This window comes from Clostridium hydrogenum, assembly GCF_021432385.1.
Lineage (GTDB): Bacteria > Bacillota > Clostridia > Clostridiales > Clostridiaceae > Clostridium_S > Clostridium_S hydrogenum.
In genome coordinates this window covers 2,152,846-2,177,142 of record NZ_JAEACT010000002.1, presented here as the reverse complement: position 1 = coordinate 2,177,142, position 24,297 = coordinate 2,152,846, and the positions used below count along the sequence as shown (strand labels likewise).

The following is a 24,297-nucleotide window of genomic DNA, read 5'->3' as shown; positions in this document are numbered from 1 at the left end:
TAAATATTGTTTATGTACTACACCAAAATTCCGTAGGCACACTAATATTTTTGATTAATTTATGTCTTTGAAATGGAGCATTAGAAATTAATGATATAGGTTCAAGAATCCTAATGGTCTTACGCCCAAGCCTCTGGTATGTGTTCTTTCATTAAACCACTGTAATTGCGAATTAAGTGTGTTGTAGGATGATTTAAATAAAATTTTATAAATCTTAGGTAAAAAAACTTTAAAAGACTTAGATGTTTCAATTGTCTGAGCATCTTTTCAGCGAGTTATTGAAACTTCTTAGGGTTTTAAAGGTTTTTTGCCTTAGATTTATTAATTTTATTTAATATCCTGCAATACACTTATTTCGCATAAAAAAATTATTTTACTGCAAAAGCAAAGTGTTGTATTATTAAAATGTAAGATAAATTAAAATAGTCATAAAAATTATATACAAAAAGAAGGATTTTATAAAAAAATGTTGAAATATATTTAAGATAACTACACTAGGATGTGTGGAGGGTTGTTATGATTAGAGACGGAATAGTACTAAAAGGTAATAGAGATGGACTAAATATTATAATAAGTATGAATAATTTTAAAGATTTTGATGAAATGCTCGATGCTTTAATTGGAAAGTTATCAAAGGGAAAGAAGTTTTATAAGGGATGTACTTTAAAAATAACAACTGAACTTAAGGAGTTTAATGATAAAAATTTAAGAAGACTTAAGGATGTTTTATTTGAAGAGTTTTTAATAAAAGATTGCATTTTTGAAGATTTTGAAGATAAAAGCAATAAGGTGTTTAATGGCATATATGAGGGGAGAACAAAATTTTTAAGAAGGACTATAAGAAGTGGACAAGTTGTTAAGTATTCTGGAAATATAGTCATTATTGGAGATGTAAATCCTGGCTCAGAAGTGTATGCAGCTGGAAATATAATTGTGTTTGGGCTTTTAAGGGGCGAAGTTCATGCAGGTATGAATGGTAATGAAAAAGCTATTATAGCTGCATTTAGGTTACAACCCAAAATACTTCAAATAGCAAATAGAATTGCAAGAGCACCAGAGGAAGATGATAAACCTGATTATCCTGAAGTAGCAAAATTAAAAGAAAATTCAATAATTGTTGAACCGTATTCACCTAATAAATTTATATAATGGAGGTAATTTTTTTATGGGAGAGGCTATAGTAATAACATCTGGTAAAGGCGGAGTTGGTAAAACTACAACTACAGCAAATATAGGTACTGCGCTTGCAGCAATGGGGAAAAAAGTTGTTCTTGTTGATGGTGATACAGGCCTTAGAAATTTAGATGTACTTATGGGTTTAGAAAACAGAATTGTTTTTACACTTCTAGATGTAATAGAAGAAAATTGCAGATTAAAGCAGGCGCTTATTAAAGATAAGAGATATGAAAAAATGTTTTTGCTTCCAACAGCCCAAACAAGAGATAAAGATGATGTAAAACCAGAGCAAATGCTTAATTTAATAAACGAGCTTAAGGCAGAAAGTGATTATGTATTAATCGATTGCCCAGCAGGAATTGAACAAGGGTTTGAAAATGCTGTAGTAGGAGCAGATAGAGCAATAATTGTAGTAAATCCTGAAGTTACTTCTATTAGAGATGCTGATAGAGTTATTGGAAAGTTAGATGCAAGAGGACTAGATAATCATCAAGTTATTGTAAATAGAATAGATTACGATATGGTTAAAAAAGGTGATATGTTAGGTATAGAAGATGTAATAGATAATCTAGCAATAAAACTTATAGGTGTTGTGCCTAATGATAAAGAAATTACTATATCAACTAATAAAGGAGAACCTATTGTATTAACTCAAAATGCAAAGGCAGGTAAAGCTTTTAGGGATATAGCAAAAAGAATAACTGGCGAAGAGGTTCCATTTCAGAGCTATGAAGAACATAATAGTGGATTTGTTGCAGCTATAAAGAAGTTGTTTAACGTAAAATAGGAGGGAAAGTTATGGATTTGTTTAGTCTGTTTAAATCTTCATCGAAAGATGTGGCGAAAGAAAGACTAAAGCTTATATTGATACATGATAGAGCTGATTTATCGCCAGAACTATTAGAAACAATAAAGGGTGAAATTTTAAATGTTATTGCTAAATATGTTGAGATAGACAATTCAGATGTAGATGTGAAACTCACAAGGACAAATGCTGAAGAAGGAAGTTCACCTGCTTTAGTTGCTAATATACCAATAAAAAAAATGAGGGCAAAGTAAAAGTTAAAAATTAGATTTATTTCCAGGAAAATTACTTTTGGGAGAGGCTATGTATTAATTATTATACATAGTTTTTTTTATTTTTTATGATATAATTTAAGCCTGGAGGGGAGAATATGCTTAATAAATTGAAAATTGATAGAAGATTGTTAAAACAAATTGACATAAGTATTATCATAATTCCAATATTATTGTCAGCATTTAGTACTGTAAATATATATAGTGCGGTTCATAATAAACCAGAACTTTTAAATAACTGGAAATTACAAATTATTTGGACAATAATGGGTCTAGTTTTAGTTTATCTAATTTCAACATTTGATTACAACATTTTAATTAATTATGCTGAAATTATATATGCAGCTTCAATAGTATTATTAATATTTAATGATGTGGCAGGAAAAACAGTAAATGGAGCAACTGGGTGGATATCTATAGGCAGTAGAGCTATTCAGCCATCAGAATTTGCAAAGATAGCGCTCATAATTTTACTTGCAAAAAAAATTGATAACATGAAGAGTAATATAAATAATGTAAAGAATTTCTTAAGTCTTCTTACCTATTCTGCAATAACTATGGTTTTAATTGTTATTGAACCTGATATGGGAATGACTATGGTGTGTTTTTTTATAGTATTTGGAATATTTTTTATAGCTGGACTTGATTTAAAAGTTATTTTTGGTGGCATTTTCACAATAGTAATAGGAATAGCGGCTGTATGGAATACTTCAATAATGAAAGCTTATTGGAAAGAGAGATTTACAAGTTTTTTAAATCCTGAAAAGTATAGGATTTCAACAGGCCTCCAGTTAATACAATCTAAAATAGGTATAGGTTCTGGAGGAGTATTTGGAAAAGGCTTTTTAAATGGTACGCAAGTACAAGGAGGATATATCCCAGAAACGCATACAGATTTTATATTTGCTGTTATTGGTGAGGAATGGGGTCTTATTGGCGCGTTAGTACTTATAATACTTTATATTGTGCTATTTTGCAGAATTATAAAAGTAGCAAAAAATTCTAAGGACATATTTGGAAAGATTTTTTGCGTTGGAATTGCATCATCATTTCTATTTTCAACACTTCAAAATATAGGTATGACTATAGGAATTATGCCTATTTCAGGGTTAGCACTTCCTTTTGTAAGTTATGGTGGTAGTTCTATGCTTACAGGGTTTATAGGAATAGGTATTGTAGAGAGCATTAGTATGAGAAGGAATAAAATTAATTTTTGATTTTTGGTAATACTTTCCCGTAAAAAATATATAATTAATATGTAAGTATGTATTTTTTAGATGAGCTATTTGAAAAAGTGAAATTTTGTAAAGTACACAACTCTTTAAATTTTTTAAAAGTACTTTAATCAAATAGCTTATCCATAGGAGGATAATGTGGGGAGCTTTAATTCTCAATATGAAAACTATTATAATAACCTGATTAGGGGAAATAAGGGGATAAGACGAGGCTATCTTAATGGTAGCAAAAGTAAAAAAAACTATGCTGCTAGATTTATGCAAATCTTTGTATTCCAAGCTATTGCTGCTTTAATTTTGGTTTTATTTATCATGAGTTTAAAAATAATTAATACACCAGATACTAAAAGAATATATGCATACTGTAAGCAGGTAATTAATGAAGATTATAACTATAAACCAGTTCTTAAGGCGGTAGAAGGATTTGATTGGAGTAATGCTACTAAGTATTTAAGCCAAAAAAATTTTGACTATATACAGGCCAAAGCTGTTAATTACATTGAACAAATTAGAAGCCAAATTACTGGTGAAAAAACTATTGGACAAAAAATTAAGCAGGAATATGATGTGCCTTTAAGTGGAAAAATAATATCACCTTTTGGTTATAGAAATGACAGCCAAAAAGAATTTCACAAAGGGGTGGATATAGCAGCCCCTTTAGGAAGTAACATTAAGTCAATATACAATGGTACAGTAGAAGATGTTTCTGTAGATAAAAGTTACGGAAAATACGTTATGGTGGATAATGGGAACGGAGTTGAAAGCAAGTATTGCAATTTAAGTTCCATAGAAGTAAAAAAGGGAGATGGAGTAACAAAAGGCGAAGTACTAGGAAAAAGTGGAGATAAATTAGAAAATGAAATTCCACATTTGCATTTTGAAATCATGTATATGGGGAAAAATGAAGATCCAGAAAAGTATTTTAAATTTCAAGGTTCAGCGTTAGATGATTAGCTATCAATAAATATGGAGTGTTCAATTGATTAAATTTAATAAATATTTTGTGCCATATATTATAATATTGTTTTTAGTTGGTTTTAGGGGAAAATTAATAATTGCATTTGTATTTGTTATACTTCATGAGTTCTCTCATTATTTAACTGCTAGAAAATTAGGATTTTCGGGTTTGCATATAGAGATACTTCCATTTGGGGCAGCACTTAAACTTAAAAATTTAGATGATGCCTCAATAGAAGAAGATTTGGTTATATCTATATCAGGTCCAAGTATTAATTTTATTCTAGCAGTTATTTTTTATTTACTTTTAAAAAACAATTATACGAGTGAATTAAATATATTATTTATGACTAATCTGTCTTTAGGAATCTTCAATCTTATTCCAGCGTTTCCCTTAGATGGAGGAAGAATACTACGGGATATCTTATCAAAAAAATTCATATATAGAAAAGCAAGTCAGATTACAGTCTATGTAAGTATTATATCTGGAATGATTATTTTAATAGTATATTTTATATTACTTTGTTATGGCACTAATAATTTAAATCTCATTTTGATATCTTTTTTTATTTTATCATGTTCCTTTAAGGAAAAAGAAAGGATAGTATATATAATTATGAATGATATAATAAAAAAGAAGTTTAGATTTATAAAAAAAGGGTATATAGAAAATAGGTGTATTTCTATATTTTATAAGAAAGATTTACTGTATGCTTTAAGCATAATAGATAAAAATAAATATTCAATTATAACTGTTTTAGATAATGAAATGAAAGTTATAGCTGTTATTTATGAAGAGGAGGTTATTGAAGCTATTAAAGATTTTGGAAATATAACTTTTGAAGAATTTATAAAAAATAAAAAAAAGTAAACTATATTTTGATTTTATCATTTGAAATATGCTACAATATTGAATTGATTAATATAGTTTAAGCGAAAGCTTAAGTATTTAGGAGGAGAACTAATGAACAAATGTTCTGATGATATTTTATATAAGGTTGAAAAACCTGCTAGGTACATTGGTAGGGAGTATAATGCTGTAATTAAAGATGCTGAAAAAGTAGATATAAGATTTGCATTTTGTTTCCCAGATGTATACGAAGTTGGAATGTCACATCTTGGAATAAAGATACTTTACCATATTTTAAATTTGAGAGAAGACACTTATTGCGAAAGAGTATGTGCTCCTTGGCCGGATATGGAAAAATTAATGAGAGAAAATAATGTTCCACTTTATGCTTTAGAAAGTAAGGATGCAATTTCTACATTTGATTTTATAGGTTTTACACTTCAATATGAAATGAGTTATACAAATATATTAAATATGCTAGATTTAGCAGGACTCGCTGTAAGAGCTTCAGAGAGAAAAGAAGATGACCCTATAGTTTTGTGTGGAGGACCATGTGCGTATAATCCGGAGACACTTTATGATATTGCAGATATATTTTCACTTGGAGAAGGTGAAGAACATTTAAATGAAGTTTTAGATTTATATAAAAAATGCAAAAGAGATGGACTTTCAAAAAAAGAATTTTTGAGGGCAGCTTCTCATATTGAGGGAACTTATGTGCCTAGTCTATATGAGGTTACATATAAAGAAGATGGAACAATAAAAGAATTTAAACCATTATATGATGATGTTCCAGCAAAGGTTAAAAAGAGAATAATAACTAACTTTAACGATGTAATTTACCCGGATAAGTTAGTGGTTCCATATAATGAAATAGTACATGATAGAATAATGCTTGAAACCTTTAGAGGATGTACAAGAGGTTGCAGGTTTTGCCAAGCAGGTATGATTTATAGACCGGTAAGAGAGAAAAAGACAGATAAGCTTATGGAATTAGCAGATAAAATTATTAAAAATACTGGCTATGATGAATTATCTCTTACTTCCTTAAGTATATGTGATTATTCTGATATTCAAAATTTAATAAATAATTTAGTTGAAAAATATAAGGATAAAAAGGTGAGCGTATCACTTCCTTCACTTAGAATAGATTCTTTCTCTGTGGAATTAATAAAAGAAATGCAGAAGGTTAGAAAATCAGGACTTACCTTTGCACCAGAAGCTGGTTCTCAGAGAATGAGAGATGTTATAAATAAAGGTGTTACAGAACAAAATCTTATGGATTCAGTAAGCAGTGCATTTAAAAATGGATGGACTACTATAAAACTTTACTTTATGATAGGACTTCCTTATGAGACAGCAGAGGATGTAAGGGGAATAGGTGAGCTTGGTAAAAAAGTTGTAGGTGAATATTACAAGGTTCCAAAGGATGTTAGAAAAAAAGGAGTCAAGGTAACTTTAAGTACTTCAATTTTTGTACCAAAACCATTTACTCCATTCCAGTGGTCTCCAATGGATAAAATTGATTCAGTAAGAGAAAAAATAAAAGAACTTAGGCAGGAACTTTCTGATGCAAGAGTTATAAATTATAATTGGCATGAAACACCTGTAAGTTATCTTGAAGCAGTTTTTGCAAGAGGAGATAGAAGAGTTTGTGACGTGTTAGTAAAAGCTTTTGAAAAAGGTGCAAAATTTGATGGTTGGTCTGAGTACTTTAACAATGATACTTGGATGGAAGCATTTAAAGAGTGTAATGTAGATCCAGACTTCTATGTAACAAGACAAAGGGAATATGATGAAATTTTACCTTGGGATTTTATAGATGTTGGGGTTTCTAAAGAGTTTTTAATTAGCGAAAATGAAAAGGCAAAAGAAGCTGTAGTAACACCCGATTGCAGACAGGGATGTAAGAATTGCGGCATAAATATTAACTTTAAAGAAGGGAAGTGCTTTGAGGGTGCGTTATTTAATAAAATACAATAAGGGAGCGGCTATTAAGTTTGTCTCTCACCTTGATATGATGAGAAATATACAGAGGACTTTTAAAAGATCAGGTCTACCAGCTTCATATTCACAAGGCTTTAATCCTCATATGAAATTATCTATAGCTCAGCCTTTGTCTGTTGGAGTGTATTCAGATGGCGAATATATGGATGTAGAATTTGATGAAGAAGTAGCTGAAGAAGAAATCAGAAATAGGTTTAACGCCGTTGCGCCAGAAGATATAAAAATAATTGACGTTTTAAAAATAGATAAAAAATATTATGATGATGGTAAAAAGATAGAGCAATCCATGGCAGCGGTTATGGAAGCTAAATACTCAATAAAAATGAAGTATAAAGATACAACTAAATTAACAGAAGAACTTGAAAACGAGTTAAAAAAAGCTGAATGGACGACACTTAAAAAAAGTAAAAGTGGAGAAAAGATGGTCAATATACGACCAATGGTGAAAAAGTTTGTATACACTATTGAAAATAATGTTTTAAATATTGATGTGTTAGTAGCATGTGGAAGCAGGGAAAATCTTTCGCCAGAACTTATATGTAATTATCTTGAAGACAATACTTCAAATGCAAATTTAGATGCATTTTGTGAAGTAAAAAGAGAAGAAATGTACGGAATAAAAAATACGAATTTAATCTCTCTTTTTAAATTTTTTAAGAATTTATAATGTGGTCTGTTCATTGTAAGTTGCCTAAAGGGGTGAGTAAGTGAAAGAAGTATTCGTAGAAAGATACGATAATTTAGTCAGAATAGCCATAAAAAATCAAGGTAAATTAGAAGAATGTTTTATAGAAGAAGAGGGCACAGAAATATATCCAGGGCAGATATATAAAGGTGTAATTAAAAATGTAGTACCTGCTATAAAATGTGCTTTTGTTGATATAGGTGAAGATAAGAGTGGATATCTTTATATTGATAGTAAATTTAACAATTTGAAAACTAAAAAGGGTGATGAGGTTTTAGTTGAAATAGTTAAGGAGAGCATTGGAAGTAAAGGACCTAAAGTTAATGATGCTATAACAATACCTGGAAGATATGCTGTTATTACAACCTTAAACAATGAAATGGAAATTTCAAAGAAGATAAATGACAGTGAATATATAGATAAATTAAAAAAAGAAATAATAAAACCAAGTGATGTTGGAATAATGATTAGAACAAATGCACTTAAAGTAAGCATTGAAAGTGTAAATTCAGAAATTAACTATTTATATGAAATATATAATAGGGTAATGATTAAAGGTAAAACATCAAATAAAAATGAAATTATATATGATGCTGGAGGAGCCATTGGCAAGGTTTTAAGAGATTTTGTGGATGAAACAGTATCTAAGATAATAGTAAATTCTAAAAAGGATTTTGAGTATATTAATGGTTATATAAAAAATAAGGAAGATATAGCGTTAACTGTTGAAATGTACAATGGTTCTATAAATTTAATGGATTACTATGGAATAGAAAAAGAAATATTAAATTTAATAAACAACAGAGTTACACTTGATTGTGGAGGTTTTATAGTAATAGATAAAACAGAGGCAATGTATGTTATTGATGTTAATTCGGGAAAAAATGTCAAGGGTAAAGATATAAAAAGTACGGCAGTTATGACAAATATAGAAGCTGCTAGGGAAATAATTAGGCAGATAAGACTTAGAAATTTAAGTGGAATAATAGTTATAGATTTTATTGATATCAATGATTCATCTTGTAAGAAAAAAATATTAGAAATACTTCACCATGGTTTTGAAAATGATAAAAATAAAACTGTAGTATATCCTTTTACTGATTTAAATCTTATCCAAATTGCAAGAAGAAGAAGAGGAAAATCCATAAGCGAGTATATAGAAGAAAAGTGCAGTACATGTGATGGAAATGGAAGGCAATTGAAGTTCTCTTATATAAAGAATTTAATTAAAAATAAAATAACTAGAATTACAAGTGAGCATAGTGGGAAAAAGAATATTTATTTAGAAATAGGTAAAAAATATAAAAATTCAATACTCAATGATAAGCTAGAATTTGTAAAGGAACTTAATATTGAAGATGGACGATTGTATGTAAACTTTAAAGAAAAAATGACGCTTTATAAAGTAGAACTTGTTTTATTTGAAGATAAATTAAAGCATTTAGAACAATTCAAAGTTTATGGTTAAAAATAACTTTACAAAGGTTTTGTAATGTGGTAAAATGGCATTTGTAGACCGCACAAAAAGGGTTTTTATAAACACAAGCTTGTGTACCCGTATTGGCGAGACCGTATAAGAGGAGGTGTTTTATATAATGCATGCAGTTGTAGTTACTGGAGGAAAACAGTATAGAGTTCAAGAAGGAGACGTAATATACGTTGAAAAACTTGAGGCTGAAGTTGATTCAAGTGTAGAACTTGGAAATGTTCTTTTAGTTGAAAAAGAAGATGGAATAGTTGTTGGAAAACCTGTAGTTGAAGGAGCTAAAGTTGTTGCTAAAGTAGCAGCACAAGGAAAAGCTAAAAAAGTTATTGTATTCAAATACAAGAGAAAGAAAGACTACAGAAGAAAACACGGCCATAGACAGGCTTACACAAAATTAGTAGTAGAAAAGATTGAAGCATAATTATGATAAACATAGTTTTTAAGAGAAAAAATGATATGCTAGTATCTTTTATTATAAAAGGTCATGCAGATCGTAAAGCCAAAAGTTCTGAAAAAAATTATGATAATTATGATTCTGAAACAGATATGATATATGATGATGTTGTTTGCGGTGCAGTTTCTCTTTTAGGCCAGGTTTGCCTAATAGGCATTGAAGAGGTTATAAAGTTAAAAGTGGATTGTACTGTAGAAGAAGGTTACATAGCTTTAAGTTTGGAAAATCTAACTTCAAGTGAAATTGAAAAAACTAAAGTGCTTATGGAAACGACATTATTAGGGTTAAAAAATTTGCAATTAACCTATGGAGAATATATAAAGTTGGAGGAGGTGTAGTTATATGAGAATAATAAACCTTCAGTTGTGTGCCCACAAAAAAGGAGTAGGTAGTTCAAAGAACGGAAGAGATAGTGAATCTAAGAGACTTGGAACTAAATCAGCAGACGGACAATTCGTTTTAGCTGGTAACATACTCGTTAGACAAAGAGGAACTAAAATCCATCCTGGTACAAATGTTGGAAAGGGTAGCGATGATACTCTTTTTGCAAAAGTTGATGGAATAGTTAAGTATGAAAGAGTAGGCAGAACTAAAAAAGTAGCAAGTGTTTATCCAGTTGATACAGAAGAAAGTATAGCTGAATAATAAGGGCACCCTTTAATAAGGGTGCTTTTTTAAACTATGAAAATTTTAAAGTAAACAATATAAGGATAATGTAATAAAATTTTTAAATATGAAAATAATAGCTAAAGATAAGAAAATTAAATGTTTTATGTTTAGTAATTAAATACATTCTATATAAATAAAGGTAAAAGGTGAGAAAAAATGTTTATTGATACAGCGAAAATTTTAGTTAAATCTGGTGCTGGTGGAGACGGTGCTATTTCATTTAGAAGAGAAAAATATGTTCCACTTGGAGGACCTGACGGCGGCGACGGAGGAAACGGTGGAAATGTAGTAATAGTTGCAGAAAGAAATATGACAACTCTTCTTGACTTTAAATACAGGAGAAAATATCAAGCTGCAAATGGAGAAAATGGTGGAGGTTCAAAATGCTATGGTAAAGATGGAGATGATCTTTATATAAAGGTTCCTATGGGAACAGTTATTAGAGATGCAGAAACAAATAAAATCATGGTGGATCTTGCACATGATGGTGATAAGTATGTAGTAGCAAAGGCAGGAAAAGGTGGAAAGGGAAATGTAAGATTTTGTACTCCTACAAGGCAAGCACCAAACTTTGCAGAACCAGGAATGCCTGGAGAAGACAGATGGATAACACTTGAATTAAAGCTTTTAGCAGATGTAGGACTTATAGGTTTCCCTAACGTAGGAAAATCTACTCTTCTTTCAGTTGTATCAAAAGCAAGACCTAAGATAGCAAATTATCATTTTACAACATTAAAACCTAATCTTGGAGTTGTAAGTTTACCAGGCATAAATAGTTTTGTAATGGCTGATATACCGGGTATAATTGAAGGAGCAGCAGAGGGAGTAGGTCTTGGTTTTGAATTTTTAAGGCATATTGAGAGAACAAGACTTTTGATTCATGTTGTAGATATTTCAGGCTCTGAAGGTAGAGATCCTATAGAAGATTTTATTAAAATTAATGAAGAACTTAGAAAATATAGTGTAAAGTTATGGGATAGACCACAAATAGTGGTGGCTAATAAATGTGACATGCTTTTTGATGATGATAAGTTTGAAGAATTTAAAAGCAAGGTACAGGAAATGGGATATAAAAGTGTGTTTAAAATGTCTGCAGCAACAAATTTAGGTGTTGAAGAACTAATTAAAGAAGCCGCTAGAGTTTTAAGTACAATACCTGTAACTGATATAGAAATACCAGAAGAAGAAAGATTTGTGCCAGAAGAGAAGCACTTTACTTACGAAATTAGAAAAGAAGATAATTGTTACATTATAGAAGGAAGCTTTGTGGATAGATTACTTGCAAGTGTAAATGTTAATGAACCAGATTCTTTAAGATACTTCCATAAGGTATTAAAGAATAAGGGAATTATGGATGAATTAGCTGAGCTTGGGATAAAAGACGGAGATTTTGTTAGATTAAATGATTTTGAATTTGAATATATGATGTAGGAGGAGTTTATTTTATGTTAACAGGTAAGCAAAGAGCATTTTTAAGAAGCATGGCTAATACTATGAATCCAATATTTCAATTAGGTAAAAACGGAATAGATGAAGCGTTTTTAAAGCAAATAGATGATGCTCTTGAGGCAAGGGAATTAATAAAAATTAACATACTTGAAAATAGCGAATTTACGCCAAGAGAAGCAAGTGATGTTATATGCAAAAAATTAAAATGTGAAGGTATTCAAGCCATAGGTAGAAAACTTGTAATATATAGAAAATCAAAGAAAAAACCTAAAATAGAAGTACCAGTATAAATTTAATTATTTACATCTTTGATAAAGAGGGATAAAATGAAAAAGAAGGCAATTTTAGGGGGAACCTTTGACCCTTTTCATAATGGTCATCTAAATATAGCTTATGAAAGTATATATAAACTTGGTTTGGATGAAATTATATTTATGCCTACGGGAAATCCACCACATAAAAGTGATAAAAAGGTGACGAATGCTGAACTTAGATATGAAATGGTTATGAGTGGAATAAAGGGTGAAAGTAAATTTAAAGTTAGTAAATATGAAATTAATAAAAGTAGTTTTAGTTACACCTATGAGACGCTTAAATATTTTAATTCTAAGGAAAAGAATACTGAGATTTATTTTATAACTGGTGCAGATTGCTTGATGGAACTTAATTTGTGGAAGAATGTCAATGAAATACTTCAAAATTGTAAATTTGTAGTTTTTAATAGACCTGGATATATTTATGAAGACATTATGCTGCAAAAGAAGAAAGTTGAAGAGAAGTACGATTCTAAAATTATATTTATAGATATACCTCTCTTGGATATATCTTCTACTCAAATAAGAGAAAAAATAAAGTGCCATGAAGAAATAAGTTACTTAGTGCCTAAGGAAGTTTATGGTATAATAAAAGCTAATAAACTTTATATTTGAGGTGTTATTATGTGGACAGAAAAGAAAATAATTGATTATTTAAAAGATAATTTAAAAGAAAGTAGATTTAAACATAGTTTAAGTGTAAGGGATACAGCTGTAAGGCTTGCAGAAAAATATAATGCTGATGTAAAAAAAGCAAGCTTAGCAGGGCTTGTACATGATTGCGCAAAAAATCTACCAGGTGAAAAGTTAGTAAGTATATGTAAAGATGAAGGCTATGAACTTGATGAAGTATCAATGAAGAGCCCCAGTATAATACATGGACTTGCAGGCAGTATAATAGCTAAAAAACTAATGAAAATTGACGATGAGGAAGTATTAAATGCTGTAAGATTTCACACGACAGGAAAAAAGAATATGTCCCTTATGGAAAAAATCATTTATATGGCAGATTATGTTGAGCCGCTTAGAAATTTTCCAGGGGTAGAGGAACTTAGAAGTGCCGTAGAAAACAATTTGGATGAAGCTTTATTGTTATCATTTAACCAAACTCTAAAATTTGTCATAGACAAAGGAGAGCTCATACACTTAGATACAGTAGAAGCTAGAAATTATCTAGTTTATATAAATTTTAAGGTAAATTAGGTATTTGCTTGTGATAAAATGCGTAGAAGCATCTAGATTTTTTATAACAAACAAATAGTGAGTTGCTACCTAGAATTATTTATAGTAGAAAGCAGGGGATAGTGTGAAAGTTTTAAGGGGCGGTAGAAAAATACTTATAGCAATTTTGTTTCTTATTATATGTTGTGTTGTTGGTTTTATAAGTTTTTCTTATATATATTTATCGTCTATGTCAACTAATTCTAAAAAGATAAATGTGGAGGCATCACCGGCATCTTCAAATGATTCTGTTAATTTTCTTATAACTGGAGTAGATATAGGTAATAATGAATCTAAAGATGTTGATAATTCGGGACAAAGAACAGATACGATATTAGTAGCACATTATAATCCTAAAGATAAAAGTTTAAAGATAATATCAATACCAAGAGATACTAAAATAAAAATTGATGGTAAAAATGCAAAAATAAATTCTGCTGTACCAATAGGTGGTGCTAAATACCTTGTAAATGCAGTGCAAAGTATGCTTGGCATTAAAGTGAATTATTATATGCAGGTAGATTATGCAGCATTTAGAAGTATAATAGATGCCATTGGTGGCGTGGATGTTAATATAACTAATAAAATGGATTATGATGATCCAGCTCAAAATTTGCACATTCATTTTAGTCCTGGAAAGCAGCATTTGAATGGTCAAAAAGCAGAAGAATTTTTTAGATGGAGAAAAAATAATGATGGAACAGGGCTTGCAGAAGGTGACCTTGGAAGAATCAAAATTCAACATGATTTTATGCAAGCTGTTATGGAAAAATTAAAAAGAAAGACTACAATATTTAAATTACCAGGAATGTTAAAGGCAATAGCTAAAAATACACAAACAAATATGTCTGCTTCAGAAATTATTAAGTATGGAAAAGCTGCATTAGGCTTAAATAAACAAAATATTACAATGTCAACAATAAAGGGGACACCAATGTATATTGGCGGAATTTCGTATTTTATTTATAATCCAAGTGAAAGCTTACAAATATTTAAAGCTGGTACACAAACAGATAAGAGTAGCAGTGTTGATATTAAGAATTTAAAAGTAGAAATACTTAATGGTACAGAAACTAATGGACTCGCTAAAAGGTATAAGGAAAAGCTTTCAAGTAATGGTTTTGCTAATATAGAAACCGGAAATGTGGCAAAAAAGCCTGTAAAACAGACGAAGGTAACTTTATATGCTGTAGATGAAAGCAGCGCTTTAGAGATTAAAAGTAAGCTTAATGTTGAAAATGTGGAATTAGTAAATAATAAATCTAGTAAATTCGATATAATAATAATACTTGGAGAAGATTTTAAGGAATAGGAAGTCATTCTATGAATAATAGTAAACTTAGTTATAACGTTGAAAAACAATATGAAGGTTTAAAAATAAAAGAATATTTAAAAGACGTTCAAGGGTTTTCTACTAGGTTCATTAGAGGAACTGCGCATAGTGGAAGAATTTTTGTAAATGGTAAGGTAGTTAAACTTTCACATGTATTAAAATTTGGTCAAAAGATTGAAGTTCAAGTTACAAAAAGTGAAAGCCAAAATGTAGAGCCGGAAGAAATGGATATAGATGTAGTATATGAAGACGAAGATATAATTGTAGTAAATAAGAGACCAGGAATGGTAGTTCATCCAACTAAAAGTTATCAGCAGGGTACTCTTTCCAACGGACTTATTTACTATTTTAGGGAAAAAGGGGAAGATTGTATAGTTAGACTTGTTAATAGACTTGATATGGATACATCAGGACTAGTATTAGTAGCTAAAAATCAATTTTCCCATATGGCACTGGCAAGAGATATGAATTTGGAAACTTTTAAAAAAGAGTACTTAGCAATTGCTCATGGACATATAAATCCAGTTAAGGGGACTATAGATAAACCTATTTATAGAGAAGAAGGTGGTCCGCTTAAAAGGATTGTGGATGAAAGAGGACAAAAAAGCATAACCAATTATGAAGTCATAGAAAGTTATAAAGATGGGGAACTCATAAAGCTGTCTTTGGAAACTGGAAGAACTCATCAGATAAGAGTTCATTTAAGTAGTGTAGGCAATCCTATTTATGGTGATTCACTGTATGGAAAAGAAGAAGAGGAATATATAGGAAGGCAAGCACTTCATGCATATAAGCTGCAGTTTCCTCATCCTAGAGATGGAAGAATAATAAGTTTAGAAACTGAATTACCAGAAGATATGAAAAAGCTTATAAATAAATTGATTCAAAATAAGAGCTGAAAATTAACTTTAATTTTCAGCTCTTATTTTTTTAAAGCTATGTTTTAAAAATAAATGTTTTTATTATTTGTCTTTCTTACTTTAACCTTGTGAAGTATAAAGCCAAGCATAGATAATAAGATTGCTATACCTACAATGCCAGCTATTAAAGCATATTGTTTATTATTAATTATGCTTTCTGATAGTTTTTCAGTAGTGTTTAATTTATAACTTTTACCGCTCAATAATTTTAATGAATTAATCTTTTTACCATTAAGGGTTATATCTAAATTTAATAAAGTGTCACCCTTATTAAATTGCTTTTTAGTTATAGAGTTAGTAGGAATAGAATATTTTGGAGTTTCATTAGAACCCTTTGGCACAACATAATAGTAATCGTCACTAGCAATAAGAGGTATTTTGGTACCATTCAAAGAATAAGTTGTAACCACGTCTCCTTTTGAAAACAATTTTTTCTCTTCAAAATTTTGAAATCCGTAATCAAATAAAATTTTACTGTCTTCATAATATGTTTTTGTTTTTCCGTGGAAAGCAACAACAAGGTCCATATTATTTCTTGAAGCAGCTGCTGTAAAAGATTGAAAAGATTGAATTGTGTAGCCAGGTTTTCCACCAATTAAACCATCATAATAGTATCTTGATTGCTTATAAAGTAATTTATCTTCATTCCAAAATCTTCTTGTTTTTTGCGTGTTTTCTGCATTAAATTTATTTGTTGGTGACATTTGATATACTTGAGTAGTTGCTATAGTTTTGTACATTGGATTTTTAATTAGTTCCTTCATTATTAATGCTAAATCTTTAACAGAAGATTTATGGTTTGGGTCATATAAACCATTGGGATTAACAAAGTTTGTGTCTGTACATCCAAGTTCCTTAGCTCTTTGATTCATAAGCTGCGTAAATTTATCAACAGAGCCACTTATGTAATCAGCAAGAGCAACAGCAGAATCATTTGAAGACATCAATAAAAGAGAATACAACAAATCTTTTACAGAAATTTCTTCACCGTTATTTATGTATATTCTATTTCCATCAATATATTTAGCGTCCTTTGTAAGAAAATCATTACTTACAGTGACCTTTGCATTGAGGTTACATTTTTCAAGAGTTAAAAGTGCAGTCATAGTTTTTGTTGTTGAAGCAGGTGGAAACTGCACATCTGGATTTTTTTCATATAAAATTTCACCTGTTCTTCCATCTATTAAAATAGCATTATCTGATCCAACTGTTGGAGTAGCTTGAGCAGCCAGAACATCAAAATTTAAATTACATGCTAAAAAAATTGCGAGAACAATAGTACAAATTATTTTTTTCATAATTACCTCCTAAGCATTTATGTGAATAGTATATCAAAAAATAATGTTCATAGCAAAAAATAATTGCTTAAAAACATTTTAGATGGTGATAATTATAGATATTAGACAGTTTGGTGGTGATTTTTGTGAAAAATAAGAAAAAAATAGTAGGATCTATTATAATTTTATTAATTTTTGTGATTTTAATTTTTATAGGTGCATTATCTTATCACAGTAAGGAAGCTGATGATTTCAAGGTAGATGATTCGTTTACAGAAAATCAAAGTAAAAAAAGTGAAAAAATAGGTGCTACTGCTGTAAATAAAGAAATAAAAGCTCAAATTTATGGTCAAGTTAAAAATCCGGGTGTATATTCACTTAATAATAATGATAGAATTTTAGATTTAGTAAAAAAGGCAGGAGGTTTTACTGAAAAAGCGGATATGTATAGTATAAATGGTGCTGCCAAGGTTTTAGACGGTTCAAATGTATATATAATGGCAAAAGGTGAAAAAGCTCAAAATACAAACAACACTACGGCAGGAAGTGCAGCGCTAAGTGAGGTAAATTCTAATGAAAAACTTGATATAAATTCTGCAACTGAACAGGATATAGTTAATAAAAAAATAAGAGGAATAGGAGAAGGACTTGCAAAAAGAATAATAGACTATAGAGATAAAAATGGAGGAAGGATAAATTCAGTTGATGATTTAAAAAAGGCAATAGGAAATAAAAGGGGAGAGGCCATAATGGAATATATTGAAATAAGGTAAGACATAGTAATAAAGAATTCTCTAAGAAAGTCGATATTTAATATGTTAGTGATTAATTATTGTGATAATATGTATAAAGATAAACCACTTTGAAACTTGAACTGGTTTATCTATAGTAGACATTTTTAATGGAGGTTTTTTTATGGCGGATTGGTATGGCTTGGCATCAGTTGATGTAGTCAAGCTATTTAGAAGTAATAGTATTAGAGGATTAAATAATGATGAAGTGGTTGAAAATAGAAAGAATTATGGTGAAAATAAAATAACCAGCGAAAATAAAAAAAAATTTGTTTATGAAACTGCTAAAAAAATATTTGAACCTTGGTTTATATTGCTTATTTTATGTTCTTTAGTATTTATATATTTAGATGAAATTGCAATATTTGCAATAATTTTTGCCTTTGTAATATTAAGCTTTTGCAGCAATATTATATTTTCATACAAAAAATATAAAGAAATTAAAAATGTAGAAAAGTTTAACTACAATTTAAGCAGTGTATTAAGAGGCGGAAGACTTGTAAAATTAAAAGCTGAAGAAATTGTTGTTGGTGATATTATTACATTTTCAAAGGGAGATATAGTACCCTGCGAAATAAGAATAATAGAATGCGATAATTTAAAAGTAAATGAGGTTAATGTAACAGGTGATGAAAGTATTGTAGAAAAGTTTACCGCTAAGATAGGTGGGGATGGACTTCCTATATCTGAAATGAGAAATATGCTTTTTAAGTCATCATTAATTTGTGAAGGTGAAGGCGAAGGAATTGTTGTTGCAGTAGGAGAAAATACTGAATTTGGTAAAATTATGTCATCATTTTTTGAAGATGAGACAATCGATAACTTTTTTATCAAGAAAATTGAAAGGCTTATGAATGTATTTTCATTTATTCCAGTTATTATTTCTGTAATTCTTTTAGCATATAAAAATGGTTCTAATTATAGTATTTATGAAGCTGCTTTAATATGTATTTCTGGTATTCCAATGGAAGTTAGCTTTATTTTATTTGAAGTATTTATGTTTATAAAAAAGTACTTAAAAGGTGAAAAGATAATTTTAAAAGATTTAGATATAATAGAAAGACTATCTAAGGTTAATGTTGTAAGTATTGAAAAAGAAGATGCTCTTACTAAGAATGAAATGTACATTAAAAAGATTTATGACAACACGTCTTTAAGTACTGCCGAAATGAGCTTAGAGTGGAATATTAACATAGAAAGAATCATGAATATAGGTATTTTGTGTAATGATTATAATCCGACTAAGGATGGAAATATTAATTTAAATATTATTGAAGGAGCTATTCTTGATTATGTAGGAAGAAAAGGAATTGATATATTTGAAGTAAAAGGCATAAGAAGAATTTTTGAAATTCCTTATGATGGTGATAAAAGAATTAAAACTACTGTAAACAAAATTGACAGGAAATATAGAGCGAATGTTAAGGGTGCAGTAGATGTATTACTTGAAAAATGTACACAGGTAATGATTGATGGAGTTGAAAAGGAGCTTACAGCTGAAATTATTAACAGAATTAAACTTGCTGATATAGAGATGAGTAGTGAAGGCTTATATGTTATGGCATTTGCGTATAGAAATTTTAATTACAAACCCACATCTAATGAGAATATTGAAAGTAATTTAGTTTTTGCAGGACTTGTTGGTTTTGATAATCCTATAAAAGAGAATTTTAAAATGGTACTCGAAAGATGTAGGAACAATAATATAAAGCCTATTATTTTTACTGAAGATTCAAAGTTAACAGCTATTTCTGTTGGTAAAAAAACTGGTCTTGTAGGAATGAACAGCATTGTAATGTCTGGAATAGAGATGGATAATATGCCAGCGGAAGAGTTTGAAAGAAATATTGAGAAGGTTAGCATATATTCTAGAGTTTCAAATGCAAATAAAGTTAATATGGTTAAAGTACTTAAAAATGTTGGTCATAATATTATAATGTGTGGTTCAAAATTAACGGAACTTCCGGTATTAAATGAAGCTAATTTATCTATAGCATCCGGTGAAAGATGTAACAGAATAATAAAAAAATTAAGTGATATGTATTTGATTGAAAATGATTTTGGGAAAATAATTAGGTTAATTATAAATAGTAAAAAACTTATTGTAAACTTAAGGGATATAATAAAAAACTTAGTTATTGGCAATATTAGTTTAGTAATACTTTTAAGTATATTTGTATTTAGTGGATATAAGGCACCCTTAAATGCAAGTGAAATATTATGGATAATTTTTATATGTTTTAATATGAATGGTATTGCTATATTTTCAAATTGTAAAAAGGTATCTGCACAATATGATTATGAGATTGAAAAAGAAGAATTATGGAATATTAATATAATTTCCATTATAGTTAGTGGATTTTTTATTTCGCTTCTCAGTTTAGCAGGGTATTACTTTTTACAACAGTATAAAGGGTATGATAATTCGTTTAATATGATATTTTATACTTTTTTATATGCTGTAATTATATATACATTTATAAATAGATTTGAAAAAAATATGTATTTTTATATTGTTTTAATTTTAAATTTAATTATCCAAAGTACCATTACTTTTACTAAGTTAGGCTCAGAGTTATTTGGAGTAGGTGCATTATCATTATATCAAGTAGAAATTATGGGCGTTACTTTGGCAATAGAAATAATCTTACTTTCTATAAAAAAGTTATTTGTTTAAATTTTAAAACTGTGGGCAAAATATATAATGAAATTACATTATAAAATGAGGGAGGTCTTAGCTATATGTATGATGATGTATTTGAAAATGTTACAGATAATAGCAATATAGTTTTTTTAGATATGAAAAAAGAAGATTTTATGAGCAAATATGATTCTGTAGGTAAAGATAGTGCGCAAGACCTTGTTAACAATTATTTTAAGGTAAAAAGCAAAGATGGGATACCAGAAGTAACAGATGTAGCTGTAGATAGTAATGGAGGAAGAGTGAGAATAGTAGTTCATGTTAATTATGATAGAGATGAAAAGTTATATGCATATACTGTTCCGGATTCACTTAATATAGATAGAGGAAGATGAATAAGCCGCTTGTTTTTTATTGTATAAGTGTTATAGTCGGTATTTTGTCATTTGTATTTTTAAAATACAATATTATTTTAGGTGCAGTAGTAGCTGCATCTTTTTTTATAATAATGTTTTTTACGCTTAGTAGAGAATTTTGTATTTTGTGTCTTTGTTTTTTATGTGTAGGGTTTATTAGTACTTATCAATATTTTAGCTTTAATATTTCGGAAGAGTGTAATATAAGCATAAGAATAGATAATAAAAATACATATTATTCTTCGGGGACTTATGGTGGAAGAAAATTTAATTTAGAAGGAAAAATAAGTACCGCCGAAACGGGCGATATAGTAGATATTAGTGGAAATTTTCATAGGAATATTGATTACGAAAATGGAATAATAGGAGATATAAAAATTACAAAAATAAAATGCGTAAAGAAAGATTTTATTTCCAAAATGTATGATTTTAGAAGGGAAATATATAAAGAATATTCATATGAATTAGGGGAAAAAAATGCAGGGTTTGTTATGTCTTTATGCTTTGGAGATACTTCATATTTAAATAATAGCTACAAAAATGATTTAAAACAATTAGGTATTATACATGCCGTAAGCGTATCTGGTATGCATATAGGATTAATATATGGAATTTTAGAGAGGTTTTTTGGAGTTTTTGCGGCAGTCATAACTTCTTTTATATATGTTATTTTTACAGGATGTCTTCCAGCAACTTTAAGATCATTTATAATGATTTTTATATTAAAAGCTTCATATAAATTATATAAAAAATATGACGCTTTATCGGCACTAGCCTTGTCAGCACTTATTATGCTTGTTGTTAAGCCATATTATATAACTAATATAGGTTTTATGCTTTCATATTTAGCTACTCTTGGAATAATTCTATTCTATAAAAAGCTTAAAAAGGTTTTATATAAGCTACCTAAAAAATTAAATGAAGATTTAAGTTTGACGTTGAGCGCTCAATTCTTTGCAGTACCTTATGCAGCAATGGTATTAAATAATTTTAGTGGAGGTTTTATTTTAGGAAATTTAATAATAGTTCCTTTTTATTCTGCAATTGTTATAATGGGAAACGTTGGATTGATTTTATGTAAGTTTAAGATTATATTTTCAATGCTTTGCAGTTTAATAAATATTATTTTAAAGTCTGTAGATGGATTAACATCAGATTTACTCTTAATTACTCCACCAATAATATATATAACAAGTTTTATGGCAATAACATTTACTGCAATATTGTGCTGTTTTATAGCCATAAGAAAGGGATATAGACAGTTAATTTATTTACCTATATTTTTTAGTGTTATACTTTTCTTTCAAAGTTATAATATAAATCCCAACATAAATTATTTGAAGTTAAATAATAAAGATGCACTAATTATAAATTACAGGGATAAATCTGTACTTATTACTGATAAAATAATAAAAGATAAAAATAGTATGTCAAGTAGGCTAGGAATTAATAAATATATATGTACGGGAAGTAAAGCTAAAATTATATATATAAGTAAAAAATATAAAATCTTAATTAAAAATTTAGATAAGGATATTTCTATTTATTACAGTGGAAAAAATATATTTAAAATTAATAAGGATAATATTATATACAGTAAAATATATTCCAAGGGATATGATATAATAAAAATGCCCGATTACAAAAAATATGAATATGCAAAAGTACGGGCTACTGCTTTTATAATTTTTGGAAGGGTTCTAGTTTTAAAGGGGGAATAGGTTTGGTCAGTTATATTGACTTTAGCAATGATATAAAAAATAGTAAATTTAAAAATGCATATATAATGTATGGCTTTAATGAGCAGCTTATAAAAGAATATATAGAAAAAATGGTTAAAAAACTTGTAAATAAAGATTTCGAAAGTTTGAATTATGAGACTTTCGATGGAAATACAGTGGATTTTTCTACAATATTCAATGCATGTGAGACACTTCCATTTATGGGCGGAAAGCGAATTGTAGTTGTTTATAGAGCAAACTTTTTAGGCGACAATTCTAAAAATGCAAATAAAAATGGAGATGACATAATAAAAGAATTAGAGAATTACATAAGTAAGATTCCAGAGCATTGCATTTTAATTATGTACTATGTTTTTGAAAATCAAAGGGAAAGGGTATCGAATAAGATAAGAAAATTTGAAAAAAAAGCATGTGTAGTCGAGTTTTCAAAATTAAAAGGAATGCAGCTTCAAAAAAAGGTAAAAGAAGTTTTTGATAATAAGGGTAAAAATATAGGTAAAACTGAACTTAGCTTTTTTTGCAGTAAGGTAGATGAAAATTTTGATATAATAAACAATGAAGTTGAAAAATTATGCTGTTATGTTGGTGATAGGGAGATAAATAAGGAAGATATAGATTTACTGATGCACCCTAAGGAAAGCAATGATATATTTAATTTGGTAGATTTTATTTCGCAGTCTAAGCCTGAAAAGGCAATAGAAGTATTAAATGAGATAATGTTTAAGGGAGAAAAAGCAAGTAATATACTTTATATGGTAGAGCGACAATTTAAGCTTATGCTTAACTTAAGAATAGGGATGGAAAAAGGGAAAAGTAAAGAGACCTTATCTAAAGAATTAAGATTAAATATATACATATGTGAAAAAATGATGGCGCAGTGTAAAAGCTTCAATGTAAATAAAATTATTAAAGCAATTGATTTGTGCTTAGCCACAGAAAAAGAACTTAAGAGTTTATCAGGTGAAGCTAAATTTAAAATGGAGCTTTTAATAATTAACATAGCAATATTAAGATAAGAAAGCTATGTTTTAAATAAGTGTGAAAATCAACACTTAGGCATCTTAAAGAAAATAACCGAAAGTTGGACTTATTATTTTTTTAAGATGTCTTATTTAAAACATAGCCTAAAAAAATAAAAACCGGGGAAACCCGGTTTTTACTATGCGCTTAAAGCGTTTAATTTTAAAGCTAATCTTGATTTTCTTCTAGCAGCTTTATTCTTGTGAATTACGCCCTTTGAAGCAGCCATATCTAAAGATACAGCAACTGTTTTGTAAGCTTTTGATGCTTCTTCAACATTTTTAGCTTCAACAGCAGCTTCAAACTTCTTTATGTAAGTTTTAAGAGCAGACTTAATCATTTTATTTCTTAAAGTCTTAGTTTCTATAACTTTTATTCTTTTTTTTGCTGATTTTATATTTGCCATTTTTTCACCACCTCAAGTTTTATACAATGTAGCAGCTTTGGGGAAATCTGCGTACGAGTAAATTCAACGTTTAACAACTGCCATTATAACATTAATAATAACTATTTTCAAGTCAAATTTGAAGTAAATTTATTTTTAAGGCATATTAAAAAAATAATAGGTCCAAATTGA

At 28.9% G+C, this 24,297-nt stretch carries 25 protein-coding genes; 23 read left to right on the top strand and 2 right to left on the bottom strand.

Annotated features, from left to right (window positions below):
* Positions 1 to 516: 516 nt before the first annotated feature.
* The 18 genes from minC to CUEA01_RS09780 all read left to right on the top strand — a co-directional run bounded on the left by minC (position 517) and on the right by CUEA01_RS09780 (position 15,812).
* A complete protein-coding gene (gene minC / locus CUEA01_RS09865) occupies positions 517 to 1,149 on the top strand; it encodes a septum site-determining protein MinC (protein WP_234121468.1) in 633 nt (210 codons plus the stop codon).
* A gap of 16 nt (positions 1,150 to 1,165) precedes the next feature.
* On the top strand, positions 1,166 to 1,963 hold the full coding sequence (minD, locus tag CUEA01_RS09860; protein ID WP_234121467.1) for a septum site-determining protein MinD: 798 nt from the start codon (positions 1,166 to 1,168) through the stop codon (positions 1,961 to 1,963).
* A gap of 11 nt (positions 1,964 to 1,974) precedes the next feature.
* Positions 1,975 to 2,235 (top strand): cell division topological specificity factor MinE, encoded by a 261-nt coding sequence (minE, locus tag CUEA01_RS09855; RefSeq protein ID WP_234121466.1) that lies wholly within the window; start codon positions 1,975 to 1,977, stop codon positions 2,233 to 2,235.
* A 116-nt stretch (positions 2,236 to 2,351) separates the two neighbouring features.
* On the top strand, positions 2,352 to 3,470 hold the full coding sequence (gene rodA / locus CUEA01_RS09850) for a rod shape-determining protein RodA (RefSeq protein ID WP_234121465.1): 1,119 nt from the start codon (positions 2,352 to 2,354) through the stop codon (positions 3,468 to 3,470).
* A 156-nt stretch (positions 3,471 to 3,626) separates the two neighbouring features.
* Positions 3,627 to 4,442 (top strand): peptidoglycan DD-metalloendopeptidase family protein, encoded by an 816-nt coding sequence (locus tag CUEA01_RS09845; protein WP_234121464.1) that lies wholly within the window; start codon positions 3,627 to 3,629, stop codon positions 4,440 to 4,442.
* A 25-nt stretch (positions 4,443 to 4,467) separates the two neighbouring features.
* Complete coding sequence (locus CUEA01_RS09840; protein ID WP_234121463.1) at positions 4,468 to 5,316, top strand: M50 family metallopeptidase; 849 nt, start codon at positions 4,468 to 4,470, stop codon at positions 5,314 to 5,316.
* A 93-nt stretch (positions 5,317 to 5,409) separates the two neighbouring features.
* On the top strand, positions 5,410 to 7,278 hold the full coding sequence (locus tag CUEA01_RS09835; RefSeq protein ID WP_234121462.1) for a TIGR03960 family B12-binding radical SAM protein: 1,869 nt from the start codon (positions 5,410 to 5,412) through the stop codon (positions 7,276 to 7,278).
* Entirely contained in the window at positions 7,253 to 7,969 is a 717-nt protein-coding gene (locus tag CUEA01_RS09830) for a TIGR03936 family radical SAM-associated protein (RefSeq protein WP_329603974.1), read from the top strand. Before CUEA01_RS09835 ends, CUEA01_RS09830 begins: the two co-directional genes overlap by 26 nt.
* A gap of 40 nt (positions 7,970 to 8,009) precedes the next feature.
* Positions 8,010 to 9,455 carry an Rne/Rng family ribonuclease gene (locus CUEA01_RS09825; RefSeq protein ID WP_234121460.1) on the top strand — a complete coding sequence of 482 codons (1,446 nt, stop codon included), beginning with the start codon at positions 8,010 to 8,012 and terminating at the stop codon, positions 9,453 to 9,455.
* 127 nt (positions 9,456 to 9,582) lie between these two features.
* Positions 9,583 to 9,894 (top strand): 50S ribosomal protein L21, encoded by a 312-nt coding sequence (rplU, locus tag CUEA01_RS09820; RefSeq protein ID WP_053241922.1) that lies wholly within the window; start codon positions 9,583 to 9,585, stop codon positions 9,892 to 9,894.
* A gap of 2 nt (positions 9,895 to 9,896) precedes the next feature.
* A complete protein-coding gene (locus CUEA01_RS09815) occupies positions 9,897 to 10,265 on the top strand; it encodes a ribosomal-processing cysteine protease Prp (protein WP_234121459.1) in 369 nt (122 codons plus the stop codon).
* A gap of 4 nt (positions 10,266 to 10,269) precedes the next feature.
* Positions 10,270 to 10,572, top strand: a complete 303-nt coding sequence (gene rpmA, locus CUEA01_RS09810) for a 50S ribosomal protein L27 (RefSeq protein WP_234121458.1) — start codon at positions 10,270 to 10,272, stop codon at positions 10,570 to 10,572.
* Between the two features lie 180 nt (positions 10,573 to 10,752).
* Complete coding sequence (gene obgE / locus CUEA01_RS09805) at positions 10,753 to 12,027, top strand: GTPase ObgE (protein WP_234121457.1); 1,275 nt, start codon at positions 10,753 to 10,755, stop codon at positions 12,025 to 12,027.
* A 14-nt stretch (positions 12,028 to 12,041) separates the two neighbouring features.
* On the top strand, positions 12,042 to 12,335 hold the full coding sequence (yhbY, locus tag CUEA01_RS09800) for a ribosome assembly RNA-binding protein YhbY (protein WP_234121456.1): 294 nt from the start codon (positions 12,042 to 12,044) through the stop codon (positions 12,333 to 12,335).
* 36 nt (positions 12,336 to 12,371) lie between these two features.
* Positions 12,372 to 12,974 (top strand): nicotinate-nucleotide adenylyltransferase, encoded by a 603-nt coding sequence (nadD, locus tag CUEA01_RS09795; RefSeq protein ID WP_234121455.1) that lies wholly within the window; start codon positions 12,372 to 12,374, stop codon positions 12,972 to 12,974.
* Positions 12,975 to 12,983: 9 nt separating this feature from the next.
* Positions 12,984 to 13,562, top strand: coding sequence for a bis(5'-nucleosyl)-tetraphosphatase (symmetrical) YqeK (gene yqeK, locus CUEA01_RS09790; protein ID WP_234121454.1), 579 nt, complete (start codon positions 12,984 to 12,986; stop codon positions 13,560 to 13,562).
* Between the two features lie 103 nt (positions 13,563 to 13,665).
* Complete coding sequence (locus CUEA01_RS09785) at positions 13,666 to 14,892, top strand: LCP family protein (RefSeq protein ID WP_234121453.1); 1,227 nt, start codon at positions 13,666 to 13,668, stop codon at positions 14,890 to 14,892.
* Positions 14,893 to 14,903: 11 nt separating this feature from the next.
* Entirely contained in the window at positions 14,904 to 15,812 is a 909-nt protein-coding gene (locus CUEA01_RS09780) for an RluA family pseudouridine synthase (protein WP_234121452.1), read from the top strand.
* Between the two features lie 44 nt (positions 15,813 to 15,856).
* Here CUEA01_RS09780 and CUEA01_RS09775 read toward each other — a convergent pair whose 3' ends face one another.
* Positions 15,857 to 17,131 carry a D-alanyl-D-alanine carboxypeptidase family protein gene (locus tag CUEA01_RS09775; RefSeq protein ID WP_234121451.1) on the bottom strand — a complete coding sequence of 425 codons (1,275 nt, stop codon included), beginning with the start codon at positions 17,129 to 17,131 and terminating at the stop codon, positions 15,857 to 15,859.
* 125 nt (positions 17,132 to 17,256) lie between these two features.
* On the opposite strand from CUEA01_RS09775, the gene CUEA01_RS09770 reads away from it, so the two are divergent.
* From CUEA01_RS09770 to holA, 5 genes are all read left to right on the top strand, one after another.
* Positions 17,257 to 17,883: a helix-hairpin-helix domain-containing protein gene (locus CUEA01_RS09770; protein ID WP_234121450.1), complete on the top strand. Its 627-nt coding sequence runs from the start codon at positions 17,257 to 17,259 to the stop codon at positions 17,881 to 17,883.
* Positions 17,884 to 18,025: 142 nt separating this feature from the next.
* Positions 18,026 to 20,578 carry a P-type ATPase gene (locus CUEA01_RS09765; protein WP_234121449.1) on the top strand — a complete coding sequence of 851 codons (2,553 nt, stop codon included), beginning with the start codon at positions 18,026 to 18,028 and terminating at the stop codon, positions 20,576 to 20,578.
* Positions 20,579 to 20,643: 65 nt separating this feature from the next.
* Complete coding sequence (locus CUEA01_RS09760; protein ID WP_234121448.1) at positions 20,644 to 20,937, top strand: hypothetical protein; 294 nt, start codon at positions 20,644 to 20,646, stop codon at positions 20,935 to 20,937.
* Positions 20,934 to 22,679 carry a ComEC/Rec2 family competence protein gene (locus tag CUEA01_RS09755; RefSeq protein ID WP_234121447.1) on the top strand — a complete coding sequence of 582 codons (1,746 nt, stop codon included), beginning with the start codon at positions 20,934 to 20,936 and terminating at the stop codon, positions 22,677 to 22,679. Before CUEA01_RS09760 ends, CUEA01_RS09755 begins: the two co-directional genes overlap by 4 nt.
* Positions 22,680 to 22,681: 2 nt before the next feature.
* Positions 22,682 to 23,716, top strand: coding sequence for a DNA polymerase III subunit delta (gene holA, locus CUEA01_RS09750; protein WP_234121446.1), 1,035 nt, complete (start codon positions 22,682 to 22,684; stop codon positions 23,714 to 23,716).
* Positions 23,717 to 23,859: 143 nt separating this feature from the next.
* Here the strand turns inward: holA and rpsT are convergent, their stop codons facing one another.
* Positions 23,860 to 24,126, bottom strand: a complete 267-nt coding sequence (rpsT, locus tag CUEA01_RS09745) for a 30S ribosomal protein S20 (RefSeq protein ID WP_234121445.1) — start codon at positions 24,124 to 24,126, stop codon at positions 23,860 to 23,862.
* Positions 24,127 to 24,297: the final 171 nt, after the last annotated feature.